We start from the raw sequence: 26,151 nt of genomic DNA on the forward strand, positions 1-26,151 counted from the left end.
AGAGGGTGGTGCCGGAGTTTACGGGGAGGGTGCCGGTGACGGTGGCGCCGTTGCCGCCTGCGCCGCCGTCGGGCTCCGGTGTCCCGCTGCTGCCCGCGGCTCCCGTGGAACCCCGGGGGGTATGCCACGGAGGTCGACTGTTGCACCCGGACCCCTGCCCGGGACCGCCCGACGATCAAGCCACGCAGGCCGATGCGGCCTTCCACGACACACCGCCACCCACGCCGCAATCCACCGGCCGGGCTCAACCCGTCCCCGACCGGCCACACGCGCAGCGTCCTTGCGATACCGGCCCCCGTGCCGGGCACGGGTGCGGGCCCGGCGTACCGTCGGAAGGGAGACCACCGCCGAAGGGAAGCGTCGCGATGTCCGTCATCGCCCCGCACTCTCGGCCCACCTCGGCGCCTTGGACGTACGCCGACTCGTCGGCCTGCCGGCCGAGGTCTCGGCGCTGCTGGAGGATGCAAGGCCGGACAGGCTGACCGCTGCCCAAGGGCGGGTGCCGGCCGGCCCGTCTGAGGACCGGCAGGTAATGGCGGGAACACGTGACGGCCCCTCATCACCTGCCCGGACCGGGACCACTTCGAAGACCGCTCCTTTCAGGGCCGGCACAGCCGCGTCACCTCGGCTGCTGCAGCCCTGTGCGGCGTTCAGCCCAATGGCCGACGTCAATGTGCCACTGCGCTGGTCGCGGCGCATACGTTGCCGGGGAGAGCAGGAGGTGCTGATGGTCGATCACCCGCACATCGCCGTGTTCCGGCGCGCGATGGAGGCCTTTGCGGCTGGCGACAGGGAAGTGCTGGCGGAGGTCTTCCACCCCGACGTCGCCTGGCACAACGGGGGTCAGGGGCCGCTGTCGGGGGACTTTCACGGCCGCGAAGCCACATTCGAGATGTTCGCTCGTGACTTCGAGCTGTCAGGCGGCACGTACCGCCCTCAGCTCCACGATGTTCTCGCCAACGATGCCCATACAGTCGCCCTGCTCCACGCCACAGCGTCGCGCGAGGGCAAGCAGCTCGACATGGACTACGCGATCGTCTTCCACATCAGCGACGGCAGGATCGTCGAAGGTTGGGAGCTCTGGGCCGACCAAGCGACATACGACGAGTTCTGGTCGTAGAGAGCGGTGTGGTCGGTTTCGTAGTCGCGCCGACGATCTCCGACTCGTGGCGTCACCGCACGGTTGAGACCATGGGCCTGGACGGGACCTGTCGTCGGCGGGGGCACGTCGAGGGCGGGCAATGGCCGCGCATCCACAGTGACTGACCTCCCGCAGGGGCCGACTCGGGGGCGCCGTCCGCCACGACGATGCCGCGCACACATCCTCCGCCCCTGCCGACCATGGCCGCATGCCGGCCCCCGTACAGGCGGTAGCCCGTGGCGGGCGGGGACGACCTCGATGGGGAGGAGTAGCTCTCAGACGACCGGTGGTCGGCGGGCGTCGCGGGGACGGGTGTCAGCGGGCTTCCTGGAGGTAGGCGGCGATGTTGGCGAGGTCGTTGGAGATGCCCAGCACGTCGGTGGGGTTGGCGGTCGGTGTGGAGGCGCCATTGACGCCCGCGTAGAAGGTGTCGAAGCGGCCGTCGCCCCGGTCCAGGTAGCCGGCGATGGTGATGGCGCCGACGGCCAGCCGGTCGTTGAGGGAGTCCCCTCCCACGGCCGCACCGGTCTTGGCGAAGACCTTGCCGCGTGCCGGACAGCTGCGGCAGTTGTCGGCCAACAGGCCGTCGACACCGAGGATGGGCAGCGCCTCCCGGAAGAGTTGCGCGTCAGGGGTGCCCTGCCAGTACGCCAACGTCTGGACCAGCACCGCCGGCGTGACGCGGTCGGCGGGGTTGCCGCCCCGGCCGTCCATCAGCTCGGCCTGGGTGCGGTCGATGCCGGCCCCGTCCAAGAAGTCGGCGAGGACCGGGAAACCGTCCTGGCACTGGTGGCTGCCGGTCGTGACGGCCATCAGGCAGATACCGAGGTTCGCACCCAGGTTGTGGCTGACCTTAAGGATCAGCTTGGCGTACTGGGCGTAGGGCGGGGAGGTGTACGCGGCAACGCGCGGGCGGCCTTCGTAATCGCGCGGCAGCCGGGCGACCGGGTTGGGGCCCGTCGGGTCGGCGGTGACCCGCACCCCGGCCCGTTCGAGTGCCTCGATCAACGCGGTACGGCCGAAGGCAGCCGGATCGGTGATCGGTGAGGTCTGCACCAGAGGCTTGGCGCCCGCCGCGATGGTTCCGGACAGCTTGATCCGGGTGCCGCCGTCGGTCGCGGTCGCGGTCACGGTCACGGCGCTGGGTTTCCCCGCCGCGACCGTCTTCACCTCGGAGGTCACCTGGTACGGAGCGACCTTCGGACGCCAGTCCAGTCGGGCGTTCGCGCCGGCCCCGTCCCCGGAGGTGATCGTCAGGTCGATCAGGTTGTCGTTGATGATCAGCGGGACCGGAGTGGGGACGAGCTCCGGGTCGGGCGCGAAGAGCCGGCTGTCGACGATCACGTCGCCGTCGAGGCGGGTGATGCCGGAGGCGCGCACCTGCCGGGCGAGCTGATCGATCCCGGCGAGCGGGTTCTCCGGGGTGAGAACGGCGCCGGGGAAGTCGTTGGCGTAGGTGTGGTCGAGGTCGGTGTACGCGACCGTGCCGTCGGGGCGCGTCCTGCCCCCCATGGTGAGGTCTCCCTGGGCGACGAGGCCGAGGTCGCCGGAGAGCGTGGAGCCGTTCCGCTCGCCGAGCGCGTACACCGGGGTGACGAAGCGGTGGTCCTTGCCGAGCGTCTTCCACGGGCCGGAGACGCTGATGAGCTTGGCCGTGGACCCGGGGACGAAGAACTGGTCGGGGAACAAGCTGTGCACCACGCGCCCGCCGTCCGGCTCCGTCTGGAGCAGGCCCCACTGGGCGTGGCGGTACTCCGGCTTCCCCATGATCTGCGTGATGCGCGGGTCGAGCCCGCCGGACTGTGCGCCGACGGACGGGGATGCGGAGGGAGACGGGGGCGGCGTGGGGGCCGCCCCGGCCGCCGGGGCCAGTGCCACGCACAGCAGCGCGGCAGAGACGGCGGCCGTTCCCCGCCGTAGCGATGCGCGGCGGATCGGACCATTCACAGCGCGCTCCGTTCTCGCGGCTGTCCTCCCGAGGCCTGTGTACAGCGTGGCACGACCGCATCGGACGTGCACCTCGCTCTGGGGCGGTGCATACGGGGGGCCGCCACCAGGAGGCCCATGTCGATGTGTGCATCGGGAACCGCCGGCCCGAGAGCCCGTCCCTGACTCCAGCTCCATGCCCCGTAGTCGCTGGTGCTGGGCGGCGCGAGTGGCGTGCTGAACTTGAAATGCCCCGCCGGCTGAGCCGGGGGGCTTCCAAGATCAGACCATCAACAGGAGCCGCGTGTTCGGTACCAGCTTCCGGTTCACGCTGGTGCTCTGCACGAAGATCGTAAAGTCGTCGTTGTGGTCGGGCTTGACGCGAACTTCCGTGTTTGGCAGGCCGAGCACGGCCCGGGCCTCCGGCCCCGTGTAGACCCGGTCCGTCTTCTTCTCCAGCACCGCGATCTGCTTACGCGCCTGGATCTTCTCCGACTTGCTCAGCTGATAGAAAGCGCCACCGGTACGGTAAGTGTGCCCGCATTCGGTGACCCAGTCCCGGATCGCCGCTTCACGGGCCACCGGAATCAGCTGGTACTCGGACGGATTCACCGGAGTGAGACCGGCTGCCTTGATGGCTTCCTTGTTGACGGTCTCGGCACCCGTGGAGAACACCGCCCGGGATCCCCGGATGCCCTTGGTGCGGCCCACCATGAACTTCTCGGTCGCCTGCTGGATGACCTGCCCGGCCTCCTCCAGCCCCTGTGTGCTCGTGGCGTCCCAGATGGCGATGTTGTCCTTCGGGAAACCGCACTGCATGGCCTCGCGCTTGCCCATCTGGTCCGGAACCAGGACGGCCAGGGTCCAGTTGTCCTCCTGCGTCTCGACCAACTTGGCCACGGCCCGCACCAGCTCCCGCGGATCCTTGGAAGGGGCATCCAGGTTGCGGTGGCTCGCGTTCTCCTGTCCGTCGGTCAGTACGAACGTCAGGAAGCTGTGGTCGCCGTAAAGTTGAGCGGTCTGCGCCAGCTCCCGCTGCGACTTGAGTGTGGCCGCCAGCAGAGCCGTCATTCCACCGACCCGGTACAGCTGCTTCAGGGACGGCATCCGCAGCACGTCCTTGTCGTAGATGACGCACTCCACCTTATTGGCGAAGACGTACACCGTGACGCGGGTTTCCTGGTCCAGTTCCTGCGATCGGCGCGCCAGATACGAAATCTGCTGGTCGGCGACTTCGACGACTTTCTGGCTCAGGTGCGACATGGACGAACTGGCATCCAATACGAGGGCAACGTGATTGATGTAGTTCTGGCTTCCGGACATGAGCACTCCCCGTTCCTCCGACTTGATGCTCCTATCCTCTCAGCCACCACTGACAATCGATCATGCTCCCGGCACTCCAGCACCATCGCCGCGATCGAGTCGAGTTTCGCGTACGGCAGCGTGAAGCAGCCCAGGATCTGCCCGGCTCCGGCGTGAGCAGGCCCGTTCAGTGTTCCGCGGAGTCCGGCAGCGGCTGCTCGGACCAGATGATCTTCCCGTCGGACGTGTAGCGGGTGCCCCACCTGCGGCTGATCTGAGCCACCAGGAAGAGCCCGCGGCCACCCTCGTCCGTGGTCGCGGCATACCGCAGATGTGGTGAGGTGCTGCTGCCGTCGGATACCTCGCAGGTCAGCAGCCTGTCGTCGTTCAGCAGCCGAACGCGGACCGGTGCGCTGCCGTGCCGGATGGCGTTCGTGACGAGTTCGCTGAGTACGAGCTCCGTACCGAAGGCGAGCTCGGACAAGCCCCATTCCTCCAGTTTCTCCACGGCGCGGGTCCGCACGGCCCCGACGGCGCTCGGCTCGAACGGCACCTCCCAGTCGGCGATGCGGTCCGCGCCCAGCGCCCGCGTCCGCGCGACCAGGATGGCCACGTCGTCCCGGGGGCGCACCGGCAGCAGCTCCTGCAGGATCGCCCGGCACGTCTCGTGCGGCCCCCGGTCGGCGTGGGCGAGTGCCGAACGGAGCAGCTCGAGCCCCTCGTCGATGTCCCGACCCGGGTCCTCGATCAGGCCGTCGGTGTACAGCACCAGTTGTGAACCCTCGCTCAGGTCCAGCTCCGCCGACTCGAAGGGGAAGCCGCCCAGCCCCAGTGGCGCGCCCGGGGGCAGGTTGGGAATCTCCGTCGAGCCGTCCGGGCGTACCACGAACGGTGGCACGTGCCCCGCGCGGGCCACCGTGCACCGCTGGGTCACCGCGTCGTACACGGCGTACAGGCAGGTCGCTCCGAGCAGTCCATCGCCGTCGGCGCCGCCCTCCCTGCTCTGGTCGATGTACTGGACGAGGTCGTCGAGACGGGCCAGGAGTTCGTCGGGAGGCAGGTCCAGGGAGGAGAAGTTGAGCACGGCCGTGCGCAGCTGCCCCATGGTGGCCGCGGCGTGCAGTCCGTGGCCGACCACGTCGCCCACGACCAGCGCGACCCGGCTGCCGGGAAGCGGGATCACGTCGAACCAGTCGCCGCCGACCCCGGAATGGGCGGGCAGGTAGTAGTGCGCCACCTCGACGGCGCTCTGCTCGGGCAGGTCGCGCGGTAGCAGGCTGTGCTGGAGCGCCACGGCCAGGGTGTGCTCGCGGGTGTAGCGGCGGGCGTTGTCGATGCTGATGCCCGCCCGGGCCACCAGCTCCTCGGCGAGCGAGAGATCCTCCTCGTTGAAGGGTTCCGGCTTCCGGGAGCGCCAGAAGTTGGCCACGCCGAGTACGACGCCGCGGGCCGTGAGGGGAGCGGTGATCAGGGAGTGGATCCCGAAGTCGATGATCTCCTGAGCCCGCTGCGGGTCCTGGGCGTACCAGCCGGGTGCGTCGGCGAGGGCGGAGACCACCTCGGCCCGGCCGCTGCTGAGACCGCGCGCCTGCGGGGTGGAGGGCAGGAAGTCGATCAGCCGGCCGCGCGGATAGAGCGGCGCGCCGTCGCTGATGCCGCTGACCCCGGTACGGCGCAGCTCCGCGTCCGGGGTGGGCTCGTCCCCGTGGAGCACGGGCTCCGCCAGGTCCACGGTCACGAAATCCGCGAAGCGCGGTACGGCGACGTCGGCGAGCTCCTGGGCCGTCTGCTTTACGTCGAGGGTGGTGCCGATGCCGACGCCGGCGTCGTACAGCAGCCTCAGTCGCCTGCGGGCCGCGTCGGCCCGAGTGCTCAGGACACGCATGTCGGTGGAGTCGCGGATGGTGACGGCAGCCCCCTCGGGCCCGCCGCCGGCCCGCGTCGGCCGCTGGTTGATCACGAGCAGCCGGTCCCCGGCCTCGTGCACCTCGTCGGTGGCCTCCCGGCCGGACAGCAGGAGGTCGGTCACGTGCCGGTCGAGGCCGGGCAGCTCCCCGATGAGTGCCCCCTCGGCATCGGGGGGAAGCCGGAGCAGCCGCTTCGCCTCGTCGTTCGCGAGCAGTAGCCGGCCCGCACCGTCGGTGATCAGCACCCCCTCGCGGACGGCGTGCAGCACCGCGTCGTGGTGTTCGTACATCCGTGTCATCTCCAGCGGGCCGAGCCCGTGGGTCTGCCGTCGGAGGCGTCTGCTGATCAGTGCCGCGCCCGCGGTGGCCAGTGCGAGGCCGCCCGCGCTGACGCCGAGGATCACGGGGAGCTGCCGGTCGACCACGCCGGCGACGTTCTTCACGGTGAGGCCGGCGGACACCAGTGCCACGACCCGGCCGTCGTCGGAGAAGACCGGCACCACGGCCTGGATCTCTTTGCCCAGCGGACCGTCCACGCTCTCCGTGTACACGTGGCCGGCGAGCGAGGGCGCGATCGTGCCGACGAACCGCTTGCCGATGCGGTCGGGGAGGGGGTGGGTGTAGCGGATCCCGTGGGTGTCCATCACCACGATGAAGTCCACCGAGGCGGCCTTGCGCGTCGCCTCGGCGAGTGGCTGGAGGACCGCGGAGGGATCGGGGGAGCGGAGGGCCTCCTGCAGCCCGAGGGAGCGCGCGAAGGTCTGCGCGACCGCCACGGACCGCGTGCGGGCCTCGCGGTCCACGTCGTGGCGCGACTGGAGCACCAGCGCCAGCACCGCACCGGCGGTGAGCAGCACCACGACCGCCACCTGGAGGATGAATACCTGCCTGGCGACGCTGTGCGGGCGATTTCCGTTCAGTGACCGCACCGCCGCCCCCGGTACGGGTTGCAAGGATGGGCCACGAAACCAGTTGTAGCACTGTCGGCCGCCCGCGGTACGCCCGTCGGACATCCCACGCCGTCGAAGTGGCGCGCTACCACCGCCATGGCGGTGCGAGTGCGGCCGAAGCCGGCGACGGTGAGCGTCTCGCCGGCGGTGGTCCGAGCGTTTGCCGCAGTTCCCGGCCATGGACAGCAAGACACAGAGCCCGACGAGATGGAGCTGATCCGGCTGGCCGACTCGGGCCAGAGCGTCAGCGTTCGTCTACTTTCGCGCGTGGCGATCATGGAAAGCCTGGGCGTGAGGAACTACGACGCGGCGGCCGTCGTCGTGAGCGACTTCGTGAACGGAACGCGGAGCGTTACGGGTGGGAGGGGGTGGCGTGCTGTGTGCTGCCGTTCTGGGGTGTCCCGTATGAGGCCGCGCCGGTCGGCCTCGGCGGCCTCCTCGAGGGAAGCACAAGAATCCGCGGCGGTGTCGTTGTCGAAGGGGCCGACGTCCCAGGTGCCCACGAATCTCCTTGCGGCGGGGTCCTCCGGGATAGTGCCAGGCGGCACCGACAACAGCAGGCTCAGGCGTCGTACACGATCGGGAGTCTTCGCGTGGGCGCCGGGTCGGGGGAAGGGTGGGTGGGGCCGGCTCAGCGCGAGTCCTCGTGGCTCCGGCTCCGGCTCGGGCCGCGGTCCGTCACGAGGTCTGCCAGGCGGCGGGCCGGGGCGGAGGGGTCGGCCGGGTGGAGCAGTTCGGTGCGGTGGACCAGGCGGGGGGCCCGGACCGGGACCGGCGTCACGCCGGGGAGGGCGGCGGCCAGCGGCAGGGGGAGCACGGCGAGGCCGTGACCGGCCGCAGCGAGTGCGGCCAGGCCGTGGACGTCGGTGCCGAGGTGGCGGATCCGGGGGCGGAATCCGTCGGCGCCGCAGACGGCGCGCAGCCGGTCGAGGGGGACGGCTGTGTCCGGGGAGTCGATCCACTGGGCCTGCGCCAGGTCGGTCAGCCGCACCGCGTCCCGCCGCGCCAGGGGGTGGCCGCACGGGAAGAGCACCGCCAGGGGCTCCTCGGAGGCGGCGAGGGTGACGGTCGGGCCGAGGTCGGGCAACGGCAGCGGGTCGCTGGGTGCGGCCACGCCGTCGATGAGGCCGAGGTCGGCGCGGGCCGTGAGCACCTCCTCGATCACCGCTTCCCGGCCCACTACCCGTACTTCGACGTCCACGTGGGCGGCGGCCCGCAGCCGGGCGAGGGCCCGGGCCGCGGACGCGCCGAGCGCGGCGGGGGAGCAGGCGAGGGTCAGCCGGTCGGCGGGGGCGCGGTGCAGTCGGGCGATGTCGGCGCGGGCGGCGTCCAGGCGGAGCAGCAGCGCGGGGGCGTGTTCCATCAGCCGGGCGCCGGCCGGGGTGGCGGCCACGGGACGGCGCTCGACCAGCCGGGTGCCCAGATCCGCTTCGAGCGCGGCGATGTGCTGGGAGACGGCGGACTGGGTGTAGCCGAGGGCTGCGGCGGCTGTGGAGAACGAGCGGTGGTCGAGGACCGCGACGAACGTGCGGAGGAGATGCGGATCCATGTGCATCAGTATCGCTAATGCGCGGACGGTGAATCCTCGTTGGACCTGATGCCCGGTGGTCCGCAGGATGGTTCCTATGAACAGCGCCACGCCCAACACCCCGACGCACCAGACTTCGAACGAGCCCTCGCACCACCCCTCGCACACCACAGCCCGCATCGCCCTCGTCGGCGACCGCTCCGAGGCCGTCCGCTCCCACGCCCGGATCCCCGGCCTACTGGAGGCGCTGCGCCTGCACGAGGGGCTGGACCTGGACGCTTACTGGATTCCCACCGAGGATGCCGGTCAGGGCATGGACGGCTTCGACGCCGTCTGGGTGCTGCCCGGCAGCCCCTACCGCAGTGAGGCCGGAGTCCTGACGGCGATCCGGGCCGCGCGCGAGGGCGGCATCCCCTTCCTGGGCACCTGCGGCGGCTTCCAGCACGCCCTGCTGGAGTTCGCCCGCAACGTCTGCGGCCTGGACCGTGCCGCACACGCCGAGAACGCCCCGGCCACCGCCGAGGCGGACGCCGTGGTCGTCCCGCTGGCCTGCTCGCTGGTCGGCCACGAGGGCACCGTCCGGGTCACCCCCGGATCCCGCGCCGCCCGCCTGCTCGGCGCCGACCGCACCAAGGCGCGCTACCACTGCAACTACGGCCCCAACCCGCACCACTTGGACCTCCTGCGAGCCCACGGCCTGACCTTCACCGGCGCCGACGAGTCCGGCGACATCCGCATCGCCGAACTGGCCGCCCACCCCTTCTTCCTGGCCACCCTCTTCCAGCCTGAACTCGACGGCGACGGCACCCGCGCCCACCCGCTGATCGCCGGACTCGCCGCGGCCGCCGTGGAGCACGCCCGCACCCGCCGCTAGCCGTCGACCCGAGTGGCCTCCTGCGCTTCTGTCCGGGCGACGCCACCGAACTGTTCACCAGGGCTCCCCTGGGGGCAGCGAGGTCTACGACACGATCCTGGCCCCGGGTCGCCACCGACGTCGGGTTGCCCGGTCCTGTCCGGCTGAGCAAGCCCAGCAGAGCTGAAGCTGTGGTTGTGGGAGGTGATCGCTTCTTCACGCCCGTCAGCCGGCCGGCGCCCCAGCCCTTGCTTCATCTATCGATATTCGATAGTTTTTAATCGTAACTCGATGGAAGGATGGGTCATGGGAAAGCTGGCAGTGGGTGCGCTGCGTGCCGTGCTCGTGGTGGTGCTCGCCGGCACCGTGTTCGTACAGGTATTGATGGTGTGGGCGTTGGCCACCGACCCGGAGGACGGTTCGCTCCCGCTGACCCCGCTGCGCGTGATCACGATCCTGGGCATGCTGTCGGCCCAGGTCGCCCTGGTCTGCGTAGGGCGGCTGGTGGCGATGGTGCGACGCGGAACCGTGTTCTCCCACGCCGCCTTCCGGTACGTGGACGCCGTGATCGGCGCGATCGTGGCGGCATCCCTCCTGTGGTTCGCGGTCACGGCCCTCAATGCGCCGGGCCAGCGGGCCGACCCGGGCGTCACCGTCATCATGGGCGGGGTTGGCGTGGCCATCCTGGGGGTCGCGCTCATCGTGCTCGTGCTGCGGATGCTGCTCGCCCAGGCCGTCGCGCGTGACGTCGAAGCGGCGCACATGCAGGCCGAGTTGAACGAGGTGATCTGATGGCGATCACCGTCGATATCGACGTGATGCTGGCCAGGCGGAAGATGTCCGTGGGCGAGCTCGCGGATCGCGTGGGGATCACGCCCGCCAACCTGGCGGTACTCAAGAACGGCCGCGCCAAGGCGGTGCGTTTCGCGACGCTCGCCGCGCTCTGCGAGGTGCTCGAGTGTCAGCCGGGCGACCTGCTGCGCTGGGAGGCCGAGGATGCCGCGGGCGGATGACGTGCCGAGGGCGGGCGTGACGTCGCCTGGCACCTCCGGCCCGTGACACGGCGCGTGGACCGTATGGACGTGGATCGCCGATCACCCGTGCCGACCCCGTTGGGTGGATTCCGGTTGACCCGCACCGCACCGCACCGCACCGCACCGCACCGTCCCGGCCGACGATCGCGATCTGCGAAGGTGGGGGAGCAGGTCGCGGGCGGACCTGTAGGCTCCGCGCTCGTGGACGACATACGGCAGGCAGCCATCGCCTTCAGCGGAACCCTGACGCGGGAGGAATTCGACGAGGCAGTTGCGGCCACCGGGTGGTTCCGGCGTCTGCGCTGGCTCATCGTGGTGGCCGCAGTCTTGATGGCGGCGCTGAGCCTGAGGTTCTCCGCTCAAGGCGGGTCGGTCAACGCCGGCCTGCTGGCACTCGCTCTGGTCTACGGTGTGCTCGGCCTGTTCCTGCCCCCGGTGCTCACCAGCCGCATGTTCCGCGCCGACCAGGCCACGGGAGAGAAGCAGGCCGTCGTCGACGATGCCGGCTACGTCGTCTCCCGCGGCCATGAGGAACTCATGCGGGTGCCGTGGCGCACCGTTTCCCGTTCCTACGAGACGGAGCGGGTCTACGTCGTGACCGGCCGCCTCGGCTGGAAGGCCGGCATGCTGATCGTGCCCAAGCGGCTGCTCACCGGGCCCGGCGAGACCGAGCTGATGGGCGTTTTGCTGGAGACCAGGGTCCGCCGTTCCAAGAGCCGCCGGACGCAAGGCCGCTGATGACGCCTTCGTCATCCGCCTCGCGGACGGCGAATCCATGAAGGTCCGGATCGGCCGCCGACTCTGGAAGGCCGGCGGTATCCGGTCGACTGGTTACCCACCTCACCGACCACCCAGTGCCCGGGCTCCTTGTGGAAGCTCATCTCGCCTGCCCCAGAACGGGGCCGCCGCCGGCGCCCGTGATCCTCCTCCCCCTCGTGCGTGAGCTGGTCGGGCGTCGTTCCGCCGTTGGCCGGGGCTGCCGAGACCGTCGCCCCGGGGAGCGGCTTCATCGCAGAGTGGGCGCCGGTAGCCAGTATGTGATCGCGAACAAATACACTCTCGTGAGCACTCGTGAGACAGTCGTAGTGCCTGCGAAGCCCTGCGTCACGGGCCGGATCCCGACACGGTCCAACCGTCGAGCGTCGCCACTCGTAGACACTGACCGGCTGCGATCCGCACCGATATGACCGATGAGGGGGCCTTGAGTGGGAACTGCAAGCACCGAGCCGGAGTCCCGCCAGCCTGTGATGGCGGATGTGGCGCGGGTCGCCGGCGTGTCCCACCAGACCGTGTCCCGGGTGCTGAACGGTGCACCGCACGTCCGGCCCGACACCCGGGACCGGGTGCTCGCCGCTATCAGGGAGCTGGACTACCGCCCCAACTCGGCAGCCCGCGCGCTGGTCACCCGCCGCTCCCAGACCCTCGGGGTGGTCAGTTTCGGCAGCGCACTCTACGGGCCCGCCTCGATGCTGGACGGGATCGAGCAGGCCGCGCGCAGTGCGGGGTACTTCGTCAGCGTCGCGAGCCTGCGCTCGCTGGACAGCCGCTCCGTACAGGAGGCGGTGGACCGGCTCCGCGACCAGGGTGTGGAGGGCATCGTCGTCATCGCGCCGCAGATCTCGGCGGTGAGCGCGGTGGCGAAGCTGTCCAGCGCGGTGCCGGTGGTCGCGGTCGGGTCGGGCAGCCAGTCCCGAGTGCCGATGGTCGCCGTCGACAACGAGTCGGGCGCGCTGGCAGCGACCCGGCACCTGCTCGACCTCGGGCACGCCACGGTCCACCACGTCGCCGGCCCGCCCGGCTGGCTGGAGACCAAGACCCGGCAGGACGGCTGGCGCAAGGCCCTTGAGGCCTGCGGCGCCGAGGTGCCGCCGGTACAGAGCGGCGACTGGAGCGCGAGGTCCGGGTACGAGGCCGGACTGCGGATCGCCGAAGATCCTCTGGTCACGGCGGTCTTCTGCGCCAATGACCACATGGCCCTCGGCCTGCTCCGCGCGTTCCATGAGGCGGGCCGGGCGATTCCGGGCGACATCAGCGTGGTCGGGTTCGACGACATTCCCGAGGCCGCGTACTTCGCCCCGCCGCTGACCACCGTGCGTCAGGACTTCGGCGAGCTGGGACGCCGCGCGCTCGAGCTGCTGGTGGAGGAGCTGACCGGCGTCGGCCATGCCCGCAGCCATGTGCTGATCTCGCCCGAGATGGTGCTGCGCCGCAGTGCCGGCCCGGTGGCGCGTCGGTAGTCGACGGTCCGCGGGCGGTCCGGGCTCGGACGGCGCGGGGGCGTGGTCAAGATTGGGTAACGGCATGGCGGCCCCCTTGTCCGCAGAATTGTGAGCGTTAACAATCTGACTCAAGCGAAACGGCACCGCTACATCCCGTTCACACGGACGGCGCGGGCCGTACCGCCGCCTGCACCAACGCCGCACCGGGCGCCCACCGCCCCCGACGGTGTTCCCACCGCCTCCCGCGCCGGTCGGCCTGCCCTGTCGATCTGCCCGCGGTCGATCTGTCCGCGCCGGGAGCGGCCTCCCCACTTGAGAGGAACCCCAAGATGTCCAAGAGAGCTGCGGCGGCCCTGGTCGCCGGCACGATGGTCGCCGTTCTGTCCGCTTGCGGTTCCGGGGGTGGCGGCTCGGCCGACGCCAAGGGTTCCGGTGGCCGGCTCACCGTGGGCTTCTCCCAGGTCGGCGCGGAGAGCGGGTGGCGCACGGCCAACACCAAGTCCGTCCAGGATGCGGCCAAGAAGGCCGGGATCACGCTGAAGTTCTCCGACGCCCAGCAGAAGCAGGAGAACCAGATCAAGGCCATCCGCTCGTTCATCCAGCAGAAGGTGGACGTCATCGCCTTCTCCCCGGTGGTCGAGTCGGGCTGGGACACCGTGCTCAAGGAAGCCAAGGCCGCCCACATCCCGGTCGTTCTGACGGACCGCGCCGTGGACTCCAAGGACGAGTCGCTCTATGCCACCTTCCTCGGTTCGGATTTCGTCGAGGAGGGCAAGAAGGCCGGCGACTGGCTGGTGAAGGAGTATCAGGGCAAGAGCGACGCGGTGAACATCGTGGAGTTGCAGGGCACCACCGGCTCCGCCCCGGCCAACGACCGTAAATCGGGCTTCGCCGACGTCATCAAGACGGACGCCAAGTTCAAGATCACGGCCTCCCAGACCGGTGACTTCACGCGCGCCAAGGGCAAGGAGGTCATGCAGGCCTTCCTGAAGTCCCAGCCGGAGATCGACGTGCTCTACGCGCACAACGACGACATGGCCCTCGGTGCCATCCAGGCCATCGAGGAGGCCGGCAAGAAGCCCGGCACCGACATCAAGATCATCTCGGTCGACGGTGTCAAGGACGCCTTCACCGCGATGAGTCAGGGCAAGATCAACGTCCTCGTCGAGTGCAACCCCCTCCTGGGCGACCAGCTGATGGACCTGATCAAGAAGGTCAAGGCCGGCGAGGAGGTGCCGCGCCGGATCAAGACCGAAGAGGGCGTCTTCACCCAGGACCAGGCCGCGGCCGCCCTGCCGACCCGCCAGTACTGACCGGCCCGGTGACCAGGGGCTGCCCGGTCTGGAGTGGGCCGCCCCGAAACGGGCGGCCCGAACCGGCCGGCCCCGGTCCCGACCATGAGAGGAGGGGGCGGATGCCTGCGCACCCTGCACAGCAACCGGTCCTGGAAGTACACGGGATCCGCAAGGAGTTCCCCGGCGTGGTGGCACTGGACGGGGTCGACTTCCGGCTCTTCCCCGGCGAGGTGCACGCGTTGATGGGTGAGAACGGCGCCGGCAAGTCCACCCTGATCAAGGTTCTCACCGGTGTCTACGAGTCGGGCGGCGGCGAGGTCGTGCTGAGCGGCCGGCCCCTGCACATCGCCGGCCCGCTGCAGGCGCAGCAGGCCGGGATCAGCACGGTGTACCAGGAGGTCAACCTCTGCCTGAACCTGTCGGTCGCGGAGAACATCTTCATCGGCCGGGAACCGCGCCGCCTCGGACTCATCCACTGGTCGGCCCTCCGTCGCCGCGCCGCGGAACTGGTCGCCGACCTCGACCTGGACATCGACGTCACCGCCCCGCTGGGCAGTTACTCGATCGCGGTCCAACAGCTGGTCGCGATCGTCCGCGCGGTGGACGTCTCGGCGAAGGTGCTGATCCTGGACGAGCCGACCTCCAGCCTGGACCGCGACGAGGTGCGGCAACTGTTCGCGGTGATACGCCGGTTGCGCGACCAGGGTGTGGCGATCCTGTTCGTCTCGCACTTCCTGGACCAGATCTACGAGATCTGCGATCGGATGACCATCCTGCGCAACGGCAAGCTGGAGGGCGAGTACCCGATCAGCGAGTTGAGCCAGGTCGAACTGGTCGCCCGCATGATCGGCGGTGAACTGGGGAGCCTGGAGGAGCTGTCGGGCAGTGCCCGCCGTGAGCCCGCCGCACCGGCCACGGCCGTGCCGTTCCTGCGCGCCGACGGCCTGGGTCGTACCGGCGCGATCGAGCCGTACGACCTCGGCATCCAACCCGGTGAAGTCGTCGGCCTGGCCGGCCTGTTGGGATCCGGGCGTACGGAGGCGGCCCGCCTGCTGTTCGGTGCCGACCGCAGTACCCAGGGTTCGGTGCGGATCGAGGACGCCACCGTCGCGCTGCGCACGCCGCGCACCGCGATCTCGTACGGGATCGCCTTCTGCTCGGAGGACCGCAAGAACGAGGGACTGGTCGCGGAGTTGACGGTACGCGAAAACATCATCCTCGCCTTGCAAGCGGCCCGCGGCTGGACGCGTCCGCTCTCCCGCGCCAAGCAGGACGAGATCGCGCGGCGCTGGATCCGGTCACTGGACATCCGCCCGGACAACCCCGAGGCGCTGGTACGCCATCTCAGCGGAGGCAATCAGCAGAAGGTGCTGCTGGCACGCTGGCTGATCACCGACCCCAGGCTCTTGATCCTCGACGAGCCGACCCGGGGCATCGACATAGGCGCCAAGGCCGAAATCCAGAAGCTGGTGGCCGCGTTGGCCCGGGACGGCATGTCGGTGCTGTTCATCTCGGCCGAGCTGGAAGAAGTGCTGCGCCTCAGCCACCGCGTGGGTGTGCTGCGGGACCGCCGGCTGGTCGCCGAGCTGCCGAACGACGGCTCGCTCACCCCCGAGCACATCATGGCGACGATCGCGAGCGGAGCCCGGTCATGACCAAGCACCGCCTCTTCTGGCCCGCCGCCGTGCTCGCGGCCCTGCTGCTGGCCAACGTGGTGTTCACTCCGGACTTCTTCGCGATCCGGATCAAGGACGGGCACCTGTACGGGAGCCTGATCGACATCCTCCACTTCGGCGCCCCGCTGATCCTGGTGGCGCTGGGCATGACGCTGGTCATCGCGACCAGCGGTATCGACCTCTCGGTCGGCTCCACCGTCGCCATCGCGGGCGCGCTGGCCTGTCTGCACATCAGCGGGGCGGCCGACCCCGCAAGCCCGGGGACGGTGTTCGGAGCCGTCGCCATCGCCCTGGCGGTGGCCCTCGTCCTGGGCGTGGTCAACGGCGTACTGGTGGCCGGGGTCGGCGTCCAGCCGATCATCGCCACGCTCATCCTGATGGTGGCCGGACGCGGCGTCGCCCAGCTGGTGACGGATGGCCAGATCGTCACCGTCACCAGCGAGCCCTACAAGCTGATCGGCGGCGGCTACTGGCTCACCATGCCGTTCGCGATCCTGCTCGCGGGTGCGGTCGTGCTGCTGACGTCGCTGCTGACCCGGCGTACGGCGCTCGGGCTGCTGCTGGAGTCGGTCGGCGGCAACCCGGTCGCCAGCCGCCTGGTCGGCATCCGGGCGATGGGCCTGATCGCCTTGGTTTACGTTTTCAGCGCGCTGTGCGCCGCGGTCGCCGGGCTCATGATCAGCTCGAACGTCTCCAGTGCGGACGGCAACAACGCCGGGCTCTGGATCGAGCTGGACGCCATCCTCGCTGTGGTGGTCGGCGGCACCGCGCTGACCGGCGGGCGGTTCTCGCTCCGCGGCACGGTGATCGGTGCGCTGATCATCCAGACCCTGTCCACCACCGTGTACACCATCGGCATCCCGCCGGAGACCACCCTGGTCTTCAAAGCCTTCGTGGTGATCGCGGTCTGCCTGATCCAGTCACCCGCCTTCCGGGCCAAGGCCGCGCGCCGGCGGGCCCGGACCGGCCGCGGCACGAGGCCGCGTCCGGTGATGCCAGAGAACACGGAGGTGGGGGCATGAGCGCGATCGCGGCGGCCCGTGGCCGCGCGTACATCCCGCTGCTGGTCACATCGGCCCTGCTGGTATCGATGTTCGGCGCCGGATCCGTCCAGTACGACGGCTTCTTCTCCGGGCAGGTGCTGCTCAACCTGCTCATCGACAACGCCTTCCTGCTGGTGGTCGCCATCGGGATGACCTTCGTGGTGCTGACCGGAGGGATCGATCTGTCGGTCGGCGCGATGGTCGCGCTGTCGACGATGATCTCCGCCTGGCTGGTGGAGCAGCAAGGCTGGCCGCCGCTGCTGGTGATCCCGCTGGTCCTGGTGGTGGGGACGGGCGCCGGACTGGCGATGGGATGGGTGATCCACTCCTTCGAGATCCAACCCTTCATCGTGACGCTCGCCGGAATGTTCCTGGCCAGGGGCCTCTGCTACACGATCAGCCTCGACTCGATCTCCCTCACCGACCCGACCTACACGGCCTTCGCCCAGACCCGGATCGCCCTGCCCGGCGACCTGTTCGTCTCGCCGAGCGTGCTGATCGCCGTAGGTGTGCTGATGGTCGCCTTCGTGGTCCTGCACTACACACGGCTGGGCCGGAACGTGTACGCGCTGGGCGGCAGCGAGCAGTCGGCCCGGCTGATGGGGATCCCGGTCGGGCGTACGAAGATCGCCGTGTACGCCGTCAGCGGTTTCTGCTCGGCGCTCGGGGGAGTACTGCTGACCTTCTACATGCTCTCCGGCTACGGGCTCCACGCGGTGGGCCTGGAACTGGACGCGATCGCCGCCGTGGTGATCGGCGGGACGCTCCTGACCGGAGGCTCGGGGTACCTGCTGGGCACCGCGCTGGGGGTGCTCGTGCTGGGCCTGATCCAGACGGTCATCAGCTTCCAGGGCACGCTCAGCTCGTGGTGGACCAGGATCGTGGTCGGCGGCCTGCTGTTCGTCTTCATCCTGCTGCAACGCATGATCGTCGGCCGCCGCAAGGTCTGATCGCCTGACGGGCAGCTCGCCCTTGACAGGCCAATTGTTAACGCTAACAATCGCGGAGCGGTGCCTCGGCGGCACCCCCTTTCGCCCTCTCGGGGCTCCGTACGAAGGATGTGAAGTGACCGTGACCCCTCCCACCCAGACCACGGAGAGCCATGTCGTGGGTGTCGACTTCGGCACCCTCTCCGGGCGGGCCGTGGTGGTCCGCGTACGCGACGGAGAGGAGGTCGGTTCCGCCGTCCACGTGTACCCGCACGGTGTCATCGAGCACGCACTCCCCACCACCGGCCGGCTCCTGCCGCCCGACTGGGCCCTTCAGCACCCCGAGGACTGGCGCGAGGTACTGCGCACCGCCGTCCCCGCCGCATTGGCCGCGAGCGGCATAGACCCGGCCGCCGTCATCGGCATCGCCACGGACTTCACCGCCTGCACCGTCCTCCCCGTGCGGGCCGACGGCACCCCGCTCGCCGAGACCGCGCTGGGCGTGCGCCCGCACGCTTGGCCCAAGCTCTGGAAGCACCACGCCGCCCAGAGCCAGGCAGACCGCATCAACCACCTCGCCCACCTGCGCGCCGAGAAGTGGATCTCCCGATACGGCGGCAAGATCTCCGCCGAGTGGCAGTACGCCAAGGCACTCCAGCTGCTGGAGGAGGACCCGGAGACCTACGCCGCCACCGAGCGCTGGATCGAGGCCGCGGACTGGATCGTCTGGCAGCTCGCAGGCGTCGAGACCCGCAACACCTGCACGGCGGGATACAAGGGCATCCACCAGGACGGCCAGTACCCCTCCGAGGACTACCTCGCCGCCCTGCACCCCGATTTCGCCGACTTCGCGCGTACCCGGCTGGAGCATCCGCTGTCGCCGCTGGGCTCCCGGGCCGGCTCCCTCACCGCCGAGGCGGCCGCCTGGACCGGGCTGCCCGAGGGCATCGCAGTCGCCACCGGCAACGTAGACGCCCACGTCGCCGCACCCGCCGCCCAGGCCGTCGAGAACGGGCAGCTCCTCGCCATCATGGGCACTTCCACCTGCCACGTCGTGAGCGGCCCCGCCCTCGCCGACGTCCCCGGCATCTGCGGAGTCGTCGACGGCGGCATCGTCGAGGGTGCCTACGGTTACGAGGCCGGGCAGAGCGCGGTCGGTGACATCTTCGCCTGGTGGCTGCGCCAAGGCGTGCCGGCCGACTACCGGGCCGAGGCCGACGCCGCCGGCGAGGACCTGCACCAGCTGCTCTCCCGCAAGATCGCCGACCAGCCCGTCGGCGGCCACGGCCTGGTCGCCCTCGACTGGATGAACGGCAACCGCTCCACCCTGGTCGACCACCACCTCTCCGGCGTCATCGTCGGCCTCACCCTCGCCACCCGCCCCGAGGAGATCTACCGAGCCCTGCTGGAGGCCACCGCCTTCGGCACCCGCACCATCGTCGACGCCCTGGAGCAGGGCGGCGTCCCCGTCACCGAGTTCATCGTGACCGGCGGGCTGAAGCAGAACCCCCTGCTCATGCAGATCTACGCCGACGTGCTGCGCCGCCCCGTCTCCCTCGCAGAGTCCGCCCAGGGCCCGGCCCTCGGCTCCGCCATCCACGCCGCCGTCGCCGCCGGAGCCCACCCGGACGTACGCACCGCGGCCGCGGCCATGGGCCGGGTGCGGCGCGGCGTCCACCAGCCGGACACCGCGCGCGCCGACGCGTACGACTCCCTCTACGCCGAGTACCGCGCCCTGCACGACCACTTCGGCACCGGGCCCGACAAGCTCCTCCACCGCCTCCGTGCCATCCGCAACTCGGCGCTCACCGCCCGGCAAACCGACCCGAAGGCCGCCCCGGCCACCGCCCAGAAGAGCGAGGTCTGACCATGAGTTCACCGATCGATCTGCTGCGCCTCCAGGTCAGCGACCTCCACCAGGAGCTGGTCCGCTACGACCTCGTCGTCTGGACGGCCGGCAACGTCTCCGCCCGCGTCCCCGGCGAGGACCTGATGGTGATCAAGCCGAGCGGAGTCTCGTACGACGAGCTGACGTCCGGGAACATGATCCTCTGCGACCTGGACGGCAAGGTCGTCGAGGGCGACCAGTCCCCGTCCTCGGACACCGCCGCGCACGCCTACGTCTACCGCCACATGCCCGAGGTCGGGGGAGTGGTCCACACCCACTCGACGTACGCGAGCGCCTGGGCCGCGCGCGGTGAGGCGGTGCCCTGCGTACTGACCGCCATGGCCGACGAGTTCGGGGCCGAGATCCCCGTCGGCCCCTTCGCGCTGATCGGCGACGACTCCATCGGCCGGGGCATCGTCGAGACCCTCCGGGGCCACCGCTCACCGGCCGTCCTGATGAAGAGCCACGGCGTGTTCACCATCGGCAAGGACGCCAAGGCCGCAGTCAAGGCCGCCGTGATGTGCGAGGACGTCGCCCGCACCGTCCACATCTCCCGCCAGCTCGGCGAACCCCTGCCGATAGCGCAGGCCGACATCGACCACCTCAACTACCGCTACCAGAACGTGTACGGCCAGCAGCCCGCTGCCCGCTAAGGAGACTCACGCCCCATGAAGGCACAGAAGGCAATCGAGGGCCGCGAGGTCTGGTTCCTGACCGGCAGCCAAGGGCTGTACGGCGACGACACCTTGCGTCAGGTCGCGGAGCAGTCCCGCCGGATAGTCGACGCACTGGGCGACTCCGGCATCCCGGTGAACATCGTCTGGAAGCCCGTACTCACCGACGCCGGCGCGATCCGGCGGGTCTGCCTGGACGCCAACGCAGACGACACCTGCATCGGCCTGATCGCATGGATGCACACGTTCTCCCCGGCGAAGATGTGGATCGCGGGCCTGGACGCCCTGCGCAAGCCGTTGCTCCACCTGCACACCCAGGCCGATGTCGCACTGCCGTGGGCGTCGATCGACATGGACTTCATGAACCTGAACCAAGCGGCCCACGGGGACCGCGAGTTCGGCTACATCCAGTCCCGGCTCGGCGTCGCCCGCAAGACCGTCGCCGGACACGTCAGCGACCCCTCCGTCGCCGCCCGGATCGCCTCCTGGGCCCGGGCCGCGGCCGGACGCTCCGAGCTGCAGAGCCTCAAGCTGGCGCGATTCGGCGACAACATGCGCGACGTCGCCGTGACCGAGGGCGACAAGGTCGAGGCCCAGCTCCGCTTCGGTGTCTCGGTCAACACCTACGGCGTCAACGACCTGGTCGAAACCGTCGATGCGGCCGCAGACGCCGACGTGACCGCACTGGTCAAGGAGTACGAGGACACCTACCGCCTCGCGCCCGAGCTCCGCGCGGACGGGGACCGGCACGACTCACTGCGCTACGCCGCGCGGATCGAACTCGGCCTGCGCGGCTTCTTGGCGGACGGCGGCTTCCACGCCTTCACCACCAACTTCGAAGACCTCGGCGGCCTTCGCCAGCTGCCCGGCCTGGCGGTGCAGCGGCTGATGGCCGACGGCTACGGATTCGGCGGCGAGGGCGACTGGAAGACCTCCGTCCTGCTGCGCACGCTCAAGGTGATGTCCACCGGGCTGCCGGGAGGCACGTCCTTCATGGAGGACTACACCTACCACCTGGAGCCTGGGCGGGAGTTGATCCTCGGCGCGCACATGCTGGAGGTCTGCCCGACCATCGCATCGGACGTGCCGTCCTGCGAGGTCCACCCGTTGGGCATCGGCGGTCGCGAGGACCCGGTCCGCCTCGTCTTCGACGCCCGGACCGGTCCCGCAGTCGTGGTCGGGCTGGCAGACATGGGAGACCGGTTCCGCCTCGTCGCCAACGAGATCGACGTGGTCGAGCCCCTCGAACCGCTGCCGAACCTCCCCGTCGCGCGCGCGGTCTGGCAGCCGCGCCCCAACCTGCGCACCTCGACCGAGGCGTGGCTGACGGCCGGCGCGCCCCACCACACCGTGCTGTCCAGCGCGATCGGGACCGAGGAGCTGGGCGACCTCGCCGACATCCTCGCCACCGAGCTGCTGGTCATCGACGCGGACACCACGATCCGCCAGTTCACCAAGGAGATCCGCTGGAACCAGGCGTACCACCGCCTGGCCCAGGGCTTCTGACGCCAAGCGGATCCGAGCGAGTCCGGGCCGCTGCCCGCCCGGGGCGCCGCCCCTCCGGCGCCGCCCATCCCGTCCTCCCGAACCCGTCCCCCGAACCGGAGTGACGAACAGCCATGCCCGACGCGCCCACCCGCCTCGACGGCGGTTCCCTGTCGATCCGCCGCGAGCCGTACGCGACCCTCCCGGACGGGAGGGTCGTCGACCGCTGGGCCTTCGGCTCCGAGGGCGCCGTCATGGCGGAGGTGCTCAACCTCGGCGCCCGGCTGCAGGCGCTGTACGCACCCGACCGGGACGGGCGGCGCGCCAACATCGTGCTGGGCGGCGCGAGCGTGGCGGACATGCTCGGCGAGGCGAAGTACTTCGGGGCCACGATCGGCCGCTACGCGAACCGGATCGCAGCCGGTGAACTGCCCCTCGACGGCGCCGTTCACCGGCTCGCGACCCAGGGAGGCGGCCACACCCTGCACGGCGGCCCCGAGGGCTTCGACGCACGCGTCTGGGACGCCGCAGAGGTGCGCGAGCCGGGCCGCGTCGGCGTTCGCCTCACGCTGCGCAGCCCGGACGGTGACCAGGGATTCCCCGGCGCGCTCACCGTCCAAGTGACCTACCTGCTGGACCGTGCGGGGTCGCTCACCATCGCGTACGCGGCCGTCACCGACGCGCCCACGGTGGTCAACCTGACCAACCACGCCTACTTCAACCTGGCCGGCGAGGGCAACGGGACGATCCTCGACCACGTACTCCAGATCCGGGCGGACCAGTACACCCCCGTGGACGGGCAGCTGATCCCGTACGGCCCGCACTTCCCGGTCGAGGGCACCCCGTTCGACCTCGTCGAGCCGCGCCCGGTCGGCGAGCGGATCACGGCCGATCACCCGCAGCTGACACTGGCCGGCGGGGGCTTCGACCACAACTGGGTGCTCTCCCCGTACGAGGGGAACGGTCCGCGGCCGGCGGCGGTGCTGCGGCACCCGGCGAGCGGGCGGCGGCTGGAGTGCCTGACCACCGAGCCCGGTCTGCAGATCTACACCGGGCAGCTCTTCGACGGCTCGCTGACAGGCCCCGGCGGGGGCGTCTACGGAGCTTTCGCCGGCATCGCGGTGGAAACCCAGCACTTCCCCGACTCCCCGCACCGCCCCCGCTACCCCTCCACCGTCCTACGCCCGGGGGAGGAGTACCGCTCGACCACGGTCTACCGGTTCTCGGTGGACCGCCGCTGACCGGGCGGCGCACGGCCGCGCCCGGAGCGTGCGCGGCTGCTCCGCCCAGGAGGGACCGACATGACCCGAACCCGCCCCCGCGCCCGCCTCCGCATCTGGACCGGACTCGCGATCGCGCTCCTCGTGCTCCTGTGCGCCACCCTGGTCGAAACCCGGGCGGCCACGGCCGCCGCCGCAGGCCGGACGTACACCAATCCGGTGAAGTCGCAGAAGGGTGCCGATCCCTGGCTGGAGTACTACAACGGGAACTACTACCTCGTCACCACCTCGTGGTCCTCCGAGATCACCATGCGCAAGTCGCCCACGCTGGCCGGGCTTTCGACCGCGCCGAGCATCCAGGTGTGGGCCGACACCACCGCATCTCGCTGCTGCAACATCTGGGCGCCCGAGATCCACCTCTTCAACGGCCGCTGGTACCTCTACTACGTCGCCGGACAGGGGATCGCGGACTACAACAAGACCCAGCGCCTGCACGTACTGGAGAGCGCCGGCGCCGACCCGATGGGGCCCTACCACTTCAAGAGCGACCTCGCCGCTCCGGGCAACGACACCTGGCTGATCGACGCCAGCGTGCTCAAGGCCAACGGCGCCCTCTACCTGCTCGGCAGCGCCGTGAGCAACGGCACCCAGAACCTCGTCATCGCGCCGATGAGCAACCCGTACACCGTCAGTGGCGCACTCTCGGTCATCTCGACGCCGACGTACTCCTGGGAACGCCAGGGCGCCGCCGTCAACGAGGGCCCCGAGCCGCTGTACCACGACGGCAAGACCTTCATCGTCTACTCGGCGAGCTTCTGCGCCACCGCCGACTACAAGCTCGGCCGGCTCGAACTGACGGGCAGTGACCCGCTGTCGGCGGCTTCCTGGACGAAGAAGCCGACGCCCGTCTTCCAGCGCAACGACGCGGCGGGTGTGTACGGGCCGGGCCACAACGGCTTCTTCACCTCACCGGACGGTACCGAGAGCTGGATCGTCTACCACGCCAACAGCTCGCCCGCGGAGGGCTGTAGCAATGCCAGGACCACTCGCGCACAGAAGTTCACCTGGAACTCCGACGGCACCCCGAACTTCGGCACCCCGGTCGGCCTCGGTACGTCCCTCGCCGGGCCGTCGGGTGAGACGGCCACGACCCCCACGTCGTACACGCTGGTGAACCGCAACAGCGGCAAGTGCCTAGATCTGGAGAAGGGTTCACCGGCTGACGGGGCGAACGTCCGCCAGTGGACGTGCAACGGCGCGGCCGCGCAGAAGTGGCGGATCGAGGACCAGGGCGATGACACCAGCCGCCTGGTGAACATGGCGAGCGGCAAGGCCCTGGACGTCGCGGACTGCTCGGCCGCCGACGGCGCGGACATCCGGCAGTGGTCCTGGCTGAACAACGCCTGCCAGAGGTTCCGGATGGTGGTCACCGACGCGGGCTGGGTCCGGCTGGTGAACGCCGGCAGCGGCAAGGTCGCCGACGTGGCCGACTGCGCCGCCGCCGACGGAGCCGACGTGCGCCAGTGGACCTGGCTGAACAACGCCTGCCAGCAGTGGCAGCTCAAGGCGAACTGAATCCCCACCCACCACAGGAGAAGACGTGACCAGAACGCGCATGCTCCCCGGAGTCCTCACGGCCGTGGCCGCCCTGGCCGCCACCCAGCTGCCGGCGGCCCCCGCTCGGGCCGCGATCCCCGCCTCGCCCGCCGTCTCGTACACCAATCCGCTGGTGAACCAGCGCGCCGATGCCCAGATCTACAAGCACACTGACGGCTACTACTACTTCACCGCGACCGCCCCCGAGTACGACCGGATCATCCTGCGCAGGGCGACGACCATCCGCGGCCTGTCCACCGCCCCCGAGACGGTGATCTGGACCAAGCACGCCACCGGCGACATGGGAGCGCACATCTGGGCCCCGGAGATCCACTACATCGACGGCAAGTGGTACGTGTACTTCGCCGCCGGCTCCACGACCGACGTGTGGAAGATCCGCATGTACGTCCTGGAGAGCTCTGCCGCCAACCCGCTCACCGGCGGCTGGACCGAGAAGGGCCGGATCGCGACCCCGATGGACAGCTTCACGCTGGACGCCACCACCTTCGTCGTGGGCGGCACCCGCTACCTCAGCTGGGCCCAGAAAGACCCGGCCATCGCGACCAACTCCAACGTCTACCTCGCGAAGATGGCGAACCCGTGGACCATCTCCGGAACGCCGACCAGGCTCACGGTGCCCACGTACGGCTGGGAGACGGCCGGCTACAAGGTCAACGAGGGTCCGGCGCTCATCCAGCACGGCGGCAAGGTCTTCCTGAGCTACTCCGCCTCCGCGACCGACAGCAACTACTGCCTCGGCCTGCTCTCCGCCTCCGCGACCGGCGACCTGCTCAACCCGGCCTCCTGGACGAAGAGCCCGACGCCGGTCTTCACCAGCAACACGGCGACCGGCCAGTACGGTCCGGGCCACAACCAGTTCACCACGTCCGAGGACGGCAAGAGCGATGTCCTCGTCTACCACGACCGCAACTACAAGGACATCACCGGCGACCCGCTCGACGACCCCAACCGCCGCACCCGCGTCCAGAAGCTGTACTGGAACGCCGACGGCACGCCCAACTTCGGCATCCCGGTCGCGGACGGCGCCATGCCGTTCCGCCTCTCCTCGTACAACTACCCCGACCGCTACATCCGCCACTGGGAATACCGGGCGAAGCTGGAGGCGGACGTCACCAACCTTGCGGACTCGCAGTTCCGCACGGTGACCGGCTATCGGGCAGCGGCACCGTCTCGCTGGAGTCCGCCAACTTCCCCGGCTACTACCTGCACAGCAGGGGCAACGGCGAGGTCTGGGTCGAGAAGAACGACGGCACGACCGCCTTCAAGGACAGCGCTACCTTCTACCAGCGCGCCGGTCTCGCGGACCCGGCGGGGGTCTCCTACGAGTCGTACAGCACGGCGGGCCAGTACCTGCGGCACTACGACTTCCAGCTCTACGTCCAGCCCGTCGGCACCACCCTGGCCAGGGGCGACGCCACCTTCTACCAGCAGTGACAACCAGATCCGGCCGCCCCCCACGGGGTG

20 protein-coding genes and 1 pseudogene are annotated in these 26,151 nt (G+C 70.1%); 16 read left to right on the top strand and 5 right to left on the bottom strand.

Translation table 11 applies throughout. The annotated features are described in order from the left end of the window. Positions 1–658 precede the first annotated feature (658 nt). Positions 659–1,120, top strand: a complete 462-nt coding sequence (locus J7F03_RS31135; RefSeq protein WP_214955369.1) for a nuclear transport factor 2 family protein — start codon at positions 659–661, stop codon at positions 1,118–1,120. Between the two features lie 336 nt (positions 1,121–1,456). On the opposite strand, the gene dacB is transcribed toward J7F03_RS31135, so the two are convergent. The 5 genes from dacB to J7F03_RS31160 form a co-directional block, all read right to left on the bottom strand. Further along, positions 1,457–3,088, bottom strand: coding sequence for a D-alanyl-D-alanine carboxypeptidase/D-alanyl-D-alanine-endopeptidase (gene dacB, locus J7F03_RS31140; protein ID WP_308380030.1), 1,632 nt, complete (start codon positions 3,086–3,088; stop codon positions 1,457–1,459). A 261-nt stretch (positions 3,089–3,349) separates the two neighbouring features. Then, positions 3,350–4,390, bottom strand: coding sequence for a vWA domain-containing protein (locus J7F03_RS31145; RefSeq protein WP_214955371.1), 1,041 nt, complete (start codon positions 4,388–4,390; stop codon positions 3,350–3,352). Positions 4,391–4,556: 166 nt separating this feature from the next. Beyond that, positions 4,557–7,145 (bottom strand): SpoIIE family protein phosphatase, encoded by a 2,589-nt coding sequence (locus J7F03_RS31150; protein WP_374104413.1) that lies wholly within the window; start codon positions 7,143–7,145, stop codon positions 4,557–4,559. Positions 7,146–7,525: 380 nt separating this feature from the next. Further along, positions 7,526–7,729: a DUF4259 domain-containing protein gene (locus J7F03_RS31155; RefSeq protein ID WP_214955375.1), complete on the bottom strand. Its 204-nt coding sequence runs from the start codon at positions 7,727–7,729 to the stop codon at positions 7,526–7,528. Between the two features lie 128 nt (positions 7,730–7,857). Next, positions 7,858–8,775, bottom strand: a complete 918-nt coding sequence (locus J7F03_RS31160) for a LysR family transcriptional regulator (protein ID WP_214955377.1) — start codon at positions 8,773–8,775, stop codon at positions 7,858–7,860. A gap of 67 nt (positions 8,776–8,842) precedes the next feature. Between J7F03_RS31160 and J7F03_RS31165 the strand changes: the two genes are divergently transcribed. The 15 genes and pseudogenes from J7F03_RS31165 (at position 8,843) to J7F03_RS31235 (ending at position 26,121) form a co-directional block, all read left to right on the top strand. After that, positions 8,843–9,628: a hypothetical protein gene (locus J7F03_RS31165; RefSeq protein ID WP_374104414.1), complete on the top strand. Its 786-nt coding sequence runs from the start codon at positions 8,843–8,845 to the stop codon at positions 9,626–9,628. A 285-nt stretch (positions 9,629–9,913) separates the two neighbouring features. After that, entirely contained in the window at positions 9,914–10,399 is a 486-nt protein-coding gene (locus tag J7F03_RS31170; RefSeq protein WP_214955381.1) for a DUF2975 domain-containing protein, read from the top strand. Continuing rightward, positions 10,399–10,620, top strand: coding sequence for a helix-turn-helix transcriptional regulator (locus J7F03_RS31175; protein ID WP_214955383.1), 222 nt, complete (start codon positions 10,399–10,401; stop codon positions 10,618–10,620). The genes J7F03_RS31170 and J7F03_RS31175 overlap by 1 nt, the downstream gene beginning before the upstream one ends. A gap of 222 nt (positions 10,621–10,842) precedes the next feature. After that, entirely contained in the window at positions 10,843–11,379 is a 537-nt protein-coding gene (locus tag J7F03_RS31180) for a hypothetical protein (protein WP_214955385.1), read from the top strand. A 509-nt stretch (positions 11,380–11,888) separates the two neighbouring features. After that, positions 11,889–12,878, top strand: coding sequence for a LacI family DNA-binding transcriptional regulator (locus tag J7F03_RS31185; RefSeq protein WP_214955477.1), 990 nt, complete (start codon positions 11,889–11,891; stop codon positions 12,876–12,878). A gap of 311 nt (positions 12,879–13,189) precedes the next feature. Continuing rightward, positions 13,190–14,173 carry an ABC transporter substrate-binding protein gene (locus J7F03_RS31190; protein WP_214955387.1) on the top strand — a complete coding sequence of 328 codons (984 nt, stop codon included), beginning with the start codon at positions 13,190–13,192 and terminating at the stop codon, positions 14,171–14,173. A 101-nt stretch (positions 14,174–14,274) separates the two neighbouring features. After that, entirely contained in the window at positions 14,275–15,810 is a 1,536-nt protein-coding gene (locus J7F03_RS31195) for a sugar ABC transporter ATP-binding protein (RefSeq protein WP_214955389.1), read from the top strand. Next, positions 15,807–16,853, top strand: a complete 1,047-nt coding sequence (locus J7F03_RS31200) for an ABC transporter permease (RefSeq protein ID WP_214955391.1) — start codon at positions 15,807–15,809, stop codon at positions 16,851–16,853. The genes J7F03_RS31195 and J7F03_RS31200 overlap by 4 nt, the downstream gene beginning before the upstream one ends. Then, positions 16,850–17,824, top strand: a complete 975-nt coding sequence (yjfF, locus tag J7F03_RS31205) for a galactofuranose ABC transporter, permease protein YjfF (RefSeq protein WP_214955393.1) — start codon at positions 16,850–16,852, stop codon at positions 17,822–17,824. Before J7F03_RS31200 ends, yjfF begins: the two co-directional genes overlap by 4 nt. 115 nt (positions 17,825–17,939) lie before the next feature. After that, the gene (locus J7F03_RS31210) at positions 17,940–19,670 is read left to right on the top strand and encodes a ribulokinase (RefSeq protein ID WP_214955395.1); all 1,731 of its coding nucleotides are present in this window, start codon (positions 17,940–17,942) and stop codon (positions 19,668–19,670) included. A 2-nt stretch (positions 19,671–19,672) separates the two neighbouring features. Then, positions 19,673–20,344: an L-ribulose-5-phosphate 4-epimerase gene (locus tag J7F03_RS31215; RefSeq protein WP_214955397.1), complete on the top strand. Its 672-nt coding sequence runs from the start codon at positions 19,673–19,675 to the stop codon at positions 20,342–20,344. A 15-nt stretch (positions 20,345–20,359) separates the two neighbouring features. Continuing rightward, positions 20,360–21,871, top strand: coding sequence for an L-arabinose isomerase (gene araA / locus J7F03_RS31220; protein WP_214955415.1), 1,512 nt, complete (start codon positions 20,360–20,362; stop codon positions 21,869–21,871). A gap of 113 nt (positions 21,872–21,984) precedes the next feature. Beyond that, positions 21,985–23,091, top strand: a complete 1,107-nt coding sequence (locus J7F03_RS31225; protein WP_214955417.1) for an aldose epimerase family protein — start codon at positions 21,985–21,987, stop codon at positions 23,089–23,091. A 60-nt stretch (positions 23,092–23,151) separates the two neighbouring features. Then, on the top strand, positions 23,152–24,645 hold the full coding sequence (locus tag J7F03_RS31230; protein ID WP_214955419.1) for a family 43 glycosylhydrolase: 1,494 nt from the start codon (positions 23,152–23,154) through the stop codon (positions 24,643–24,645). A gap of 40 nt (positions 24,646–24,685) precedes the next feature. Next, a pseudogene (locus J7F03_RS31235) lies at positions 24,686–26,121 on the top strand (family 43 glycosylhydrolase). The last annotated feature ends 30 nt before the right edge of the window (positions 26,122–26,151 follow it).

The sequence above is a fragment of the Streptomyces sp. ISL-43 genome, from assembly GCF_018614195.1.
Classification (GTDB): Bacteria; Actinomycetota; Actinomycetes; order Streptomycetales; family Streptomycetaceae; genus Streptomyces.

Excerpts from the sequence above, each read along its gene's own strand:
- araA (WP_214955415.1), top strand. The coding sequence starts at position 20,360 with ATGAAGGCACAGAAGGCAATCGAGGGCCGCGAGGTCTGGTTCCTGACC.
- J7F03_RS31225 (WP_214955417.1), top strand. The coding sequence starts at position 21,985 with ATGCCCGACGCGCCCACCCGCCTCGACGGCGGTTCCCTGTCGATCCGC.
- J7F03_RS31195 (WP_214955389.1), top strand. The coding sequence starts at position 14,275 with ATGCCTGCGCACCCTGCACAGCAACCGGTCCTGGAAGTACACGGGATC.
- J7F03_RS31190 (WP_214955387.1), top strand. The coding sequence starts at position 13,190 with ATGTCCAAGAGAGCTGCGGCGGCCCTGGTCGCCGGCACGATGGTCGCC.
- J7F03_RS31170 (WP_214955381.1), top strand. The coding sequence starts at position 9,914 with ATGGGAAAGCTGGCAGTGGGTGCGCTGCGTGCCGTGCTCGTGGTGGTG.
- J7F03_RS31135 (WP_214955369.1), top strand. The coding sequence starts at position 659 with ATGGCCGACGTCAATGTGCCACTGCGCTGGTCGCGGCGCATACGTTGC.
- J7F03_RS31175 (WP_214955383.1), top strand. The coding sequence starts at position 10,399 with ATGGCGATCACCGTCGATATCGACGTGATGCTGGCCAGGCGGAAGATG.
- J7F03_RS31230 (WP_214955419.1), top strand. The coding sequence starts at position 23,152 with ATGACCCGAACCCGCCCCCGCGCCCGCCTCCGCATCTGGACCGGACTC.
- J7F03_RS31215 (WP_214955397.1), top strand. The coding sequence starts at position 19,673 with ATGAGTTCACCGATCGATCTGCTGCGCCTCCAGGTCAGCGACCTCCAC.
- yjfF (WP_214955393.1), top strand. The coding sequence starts at position 16,850 with ATGAGCGCGATCGCGGCGGCCCGTGGCCGCGCGTACATCCCGCTGCTG.
- J7F03_RS31160 (WP_214955377.1), bottom strand. The coding sequence starts at position 8,775 with ATGGATCCGCATCTCCTCCGCACGTTCGTCGCGGTCCTCGACCACCGC.
- J7F03_RS31145 (WP_214955371.1), bottom strand. The coding sequence starts at position 4,390 with ATGTCCGGAAGCCAGAACTACATCAATCACGTTGCCCTCGTATTGGAT.
- J7F03_RS31185 (WP_214955477.1), top strand. The coding sequence starts at position 11,889 with ATGGCGGATGTGGCGCGGGTCGCCGGCGTGTCCCACCAGACCGTGTCC.
- J7F03_RS31200 (WP_214955391.1), top strand. The coding sequence starts at position 15,807 with ATGACCAAGCACCGCCTCTTCTGGCCCGCCGCCGTGCTCGCGGCCCTG.
- J7F03_RS31165 (WP_374104414.1), top strand. The coding sequence starts at position 8,843 with ATGGTTCCTATGAACAGCGCCACGCCCAACACCCCGACGCACCAGACT.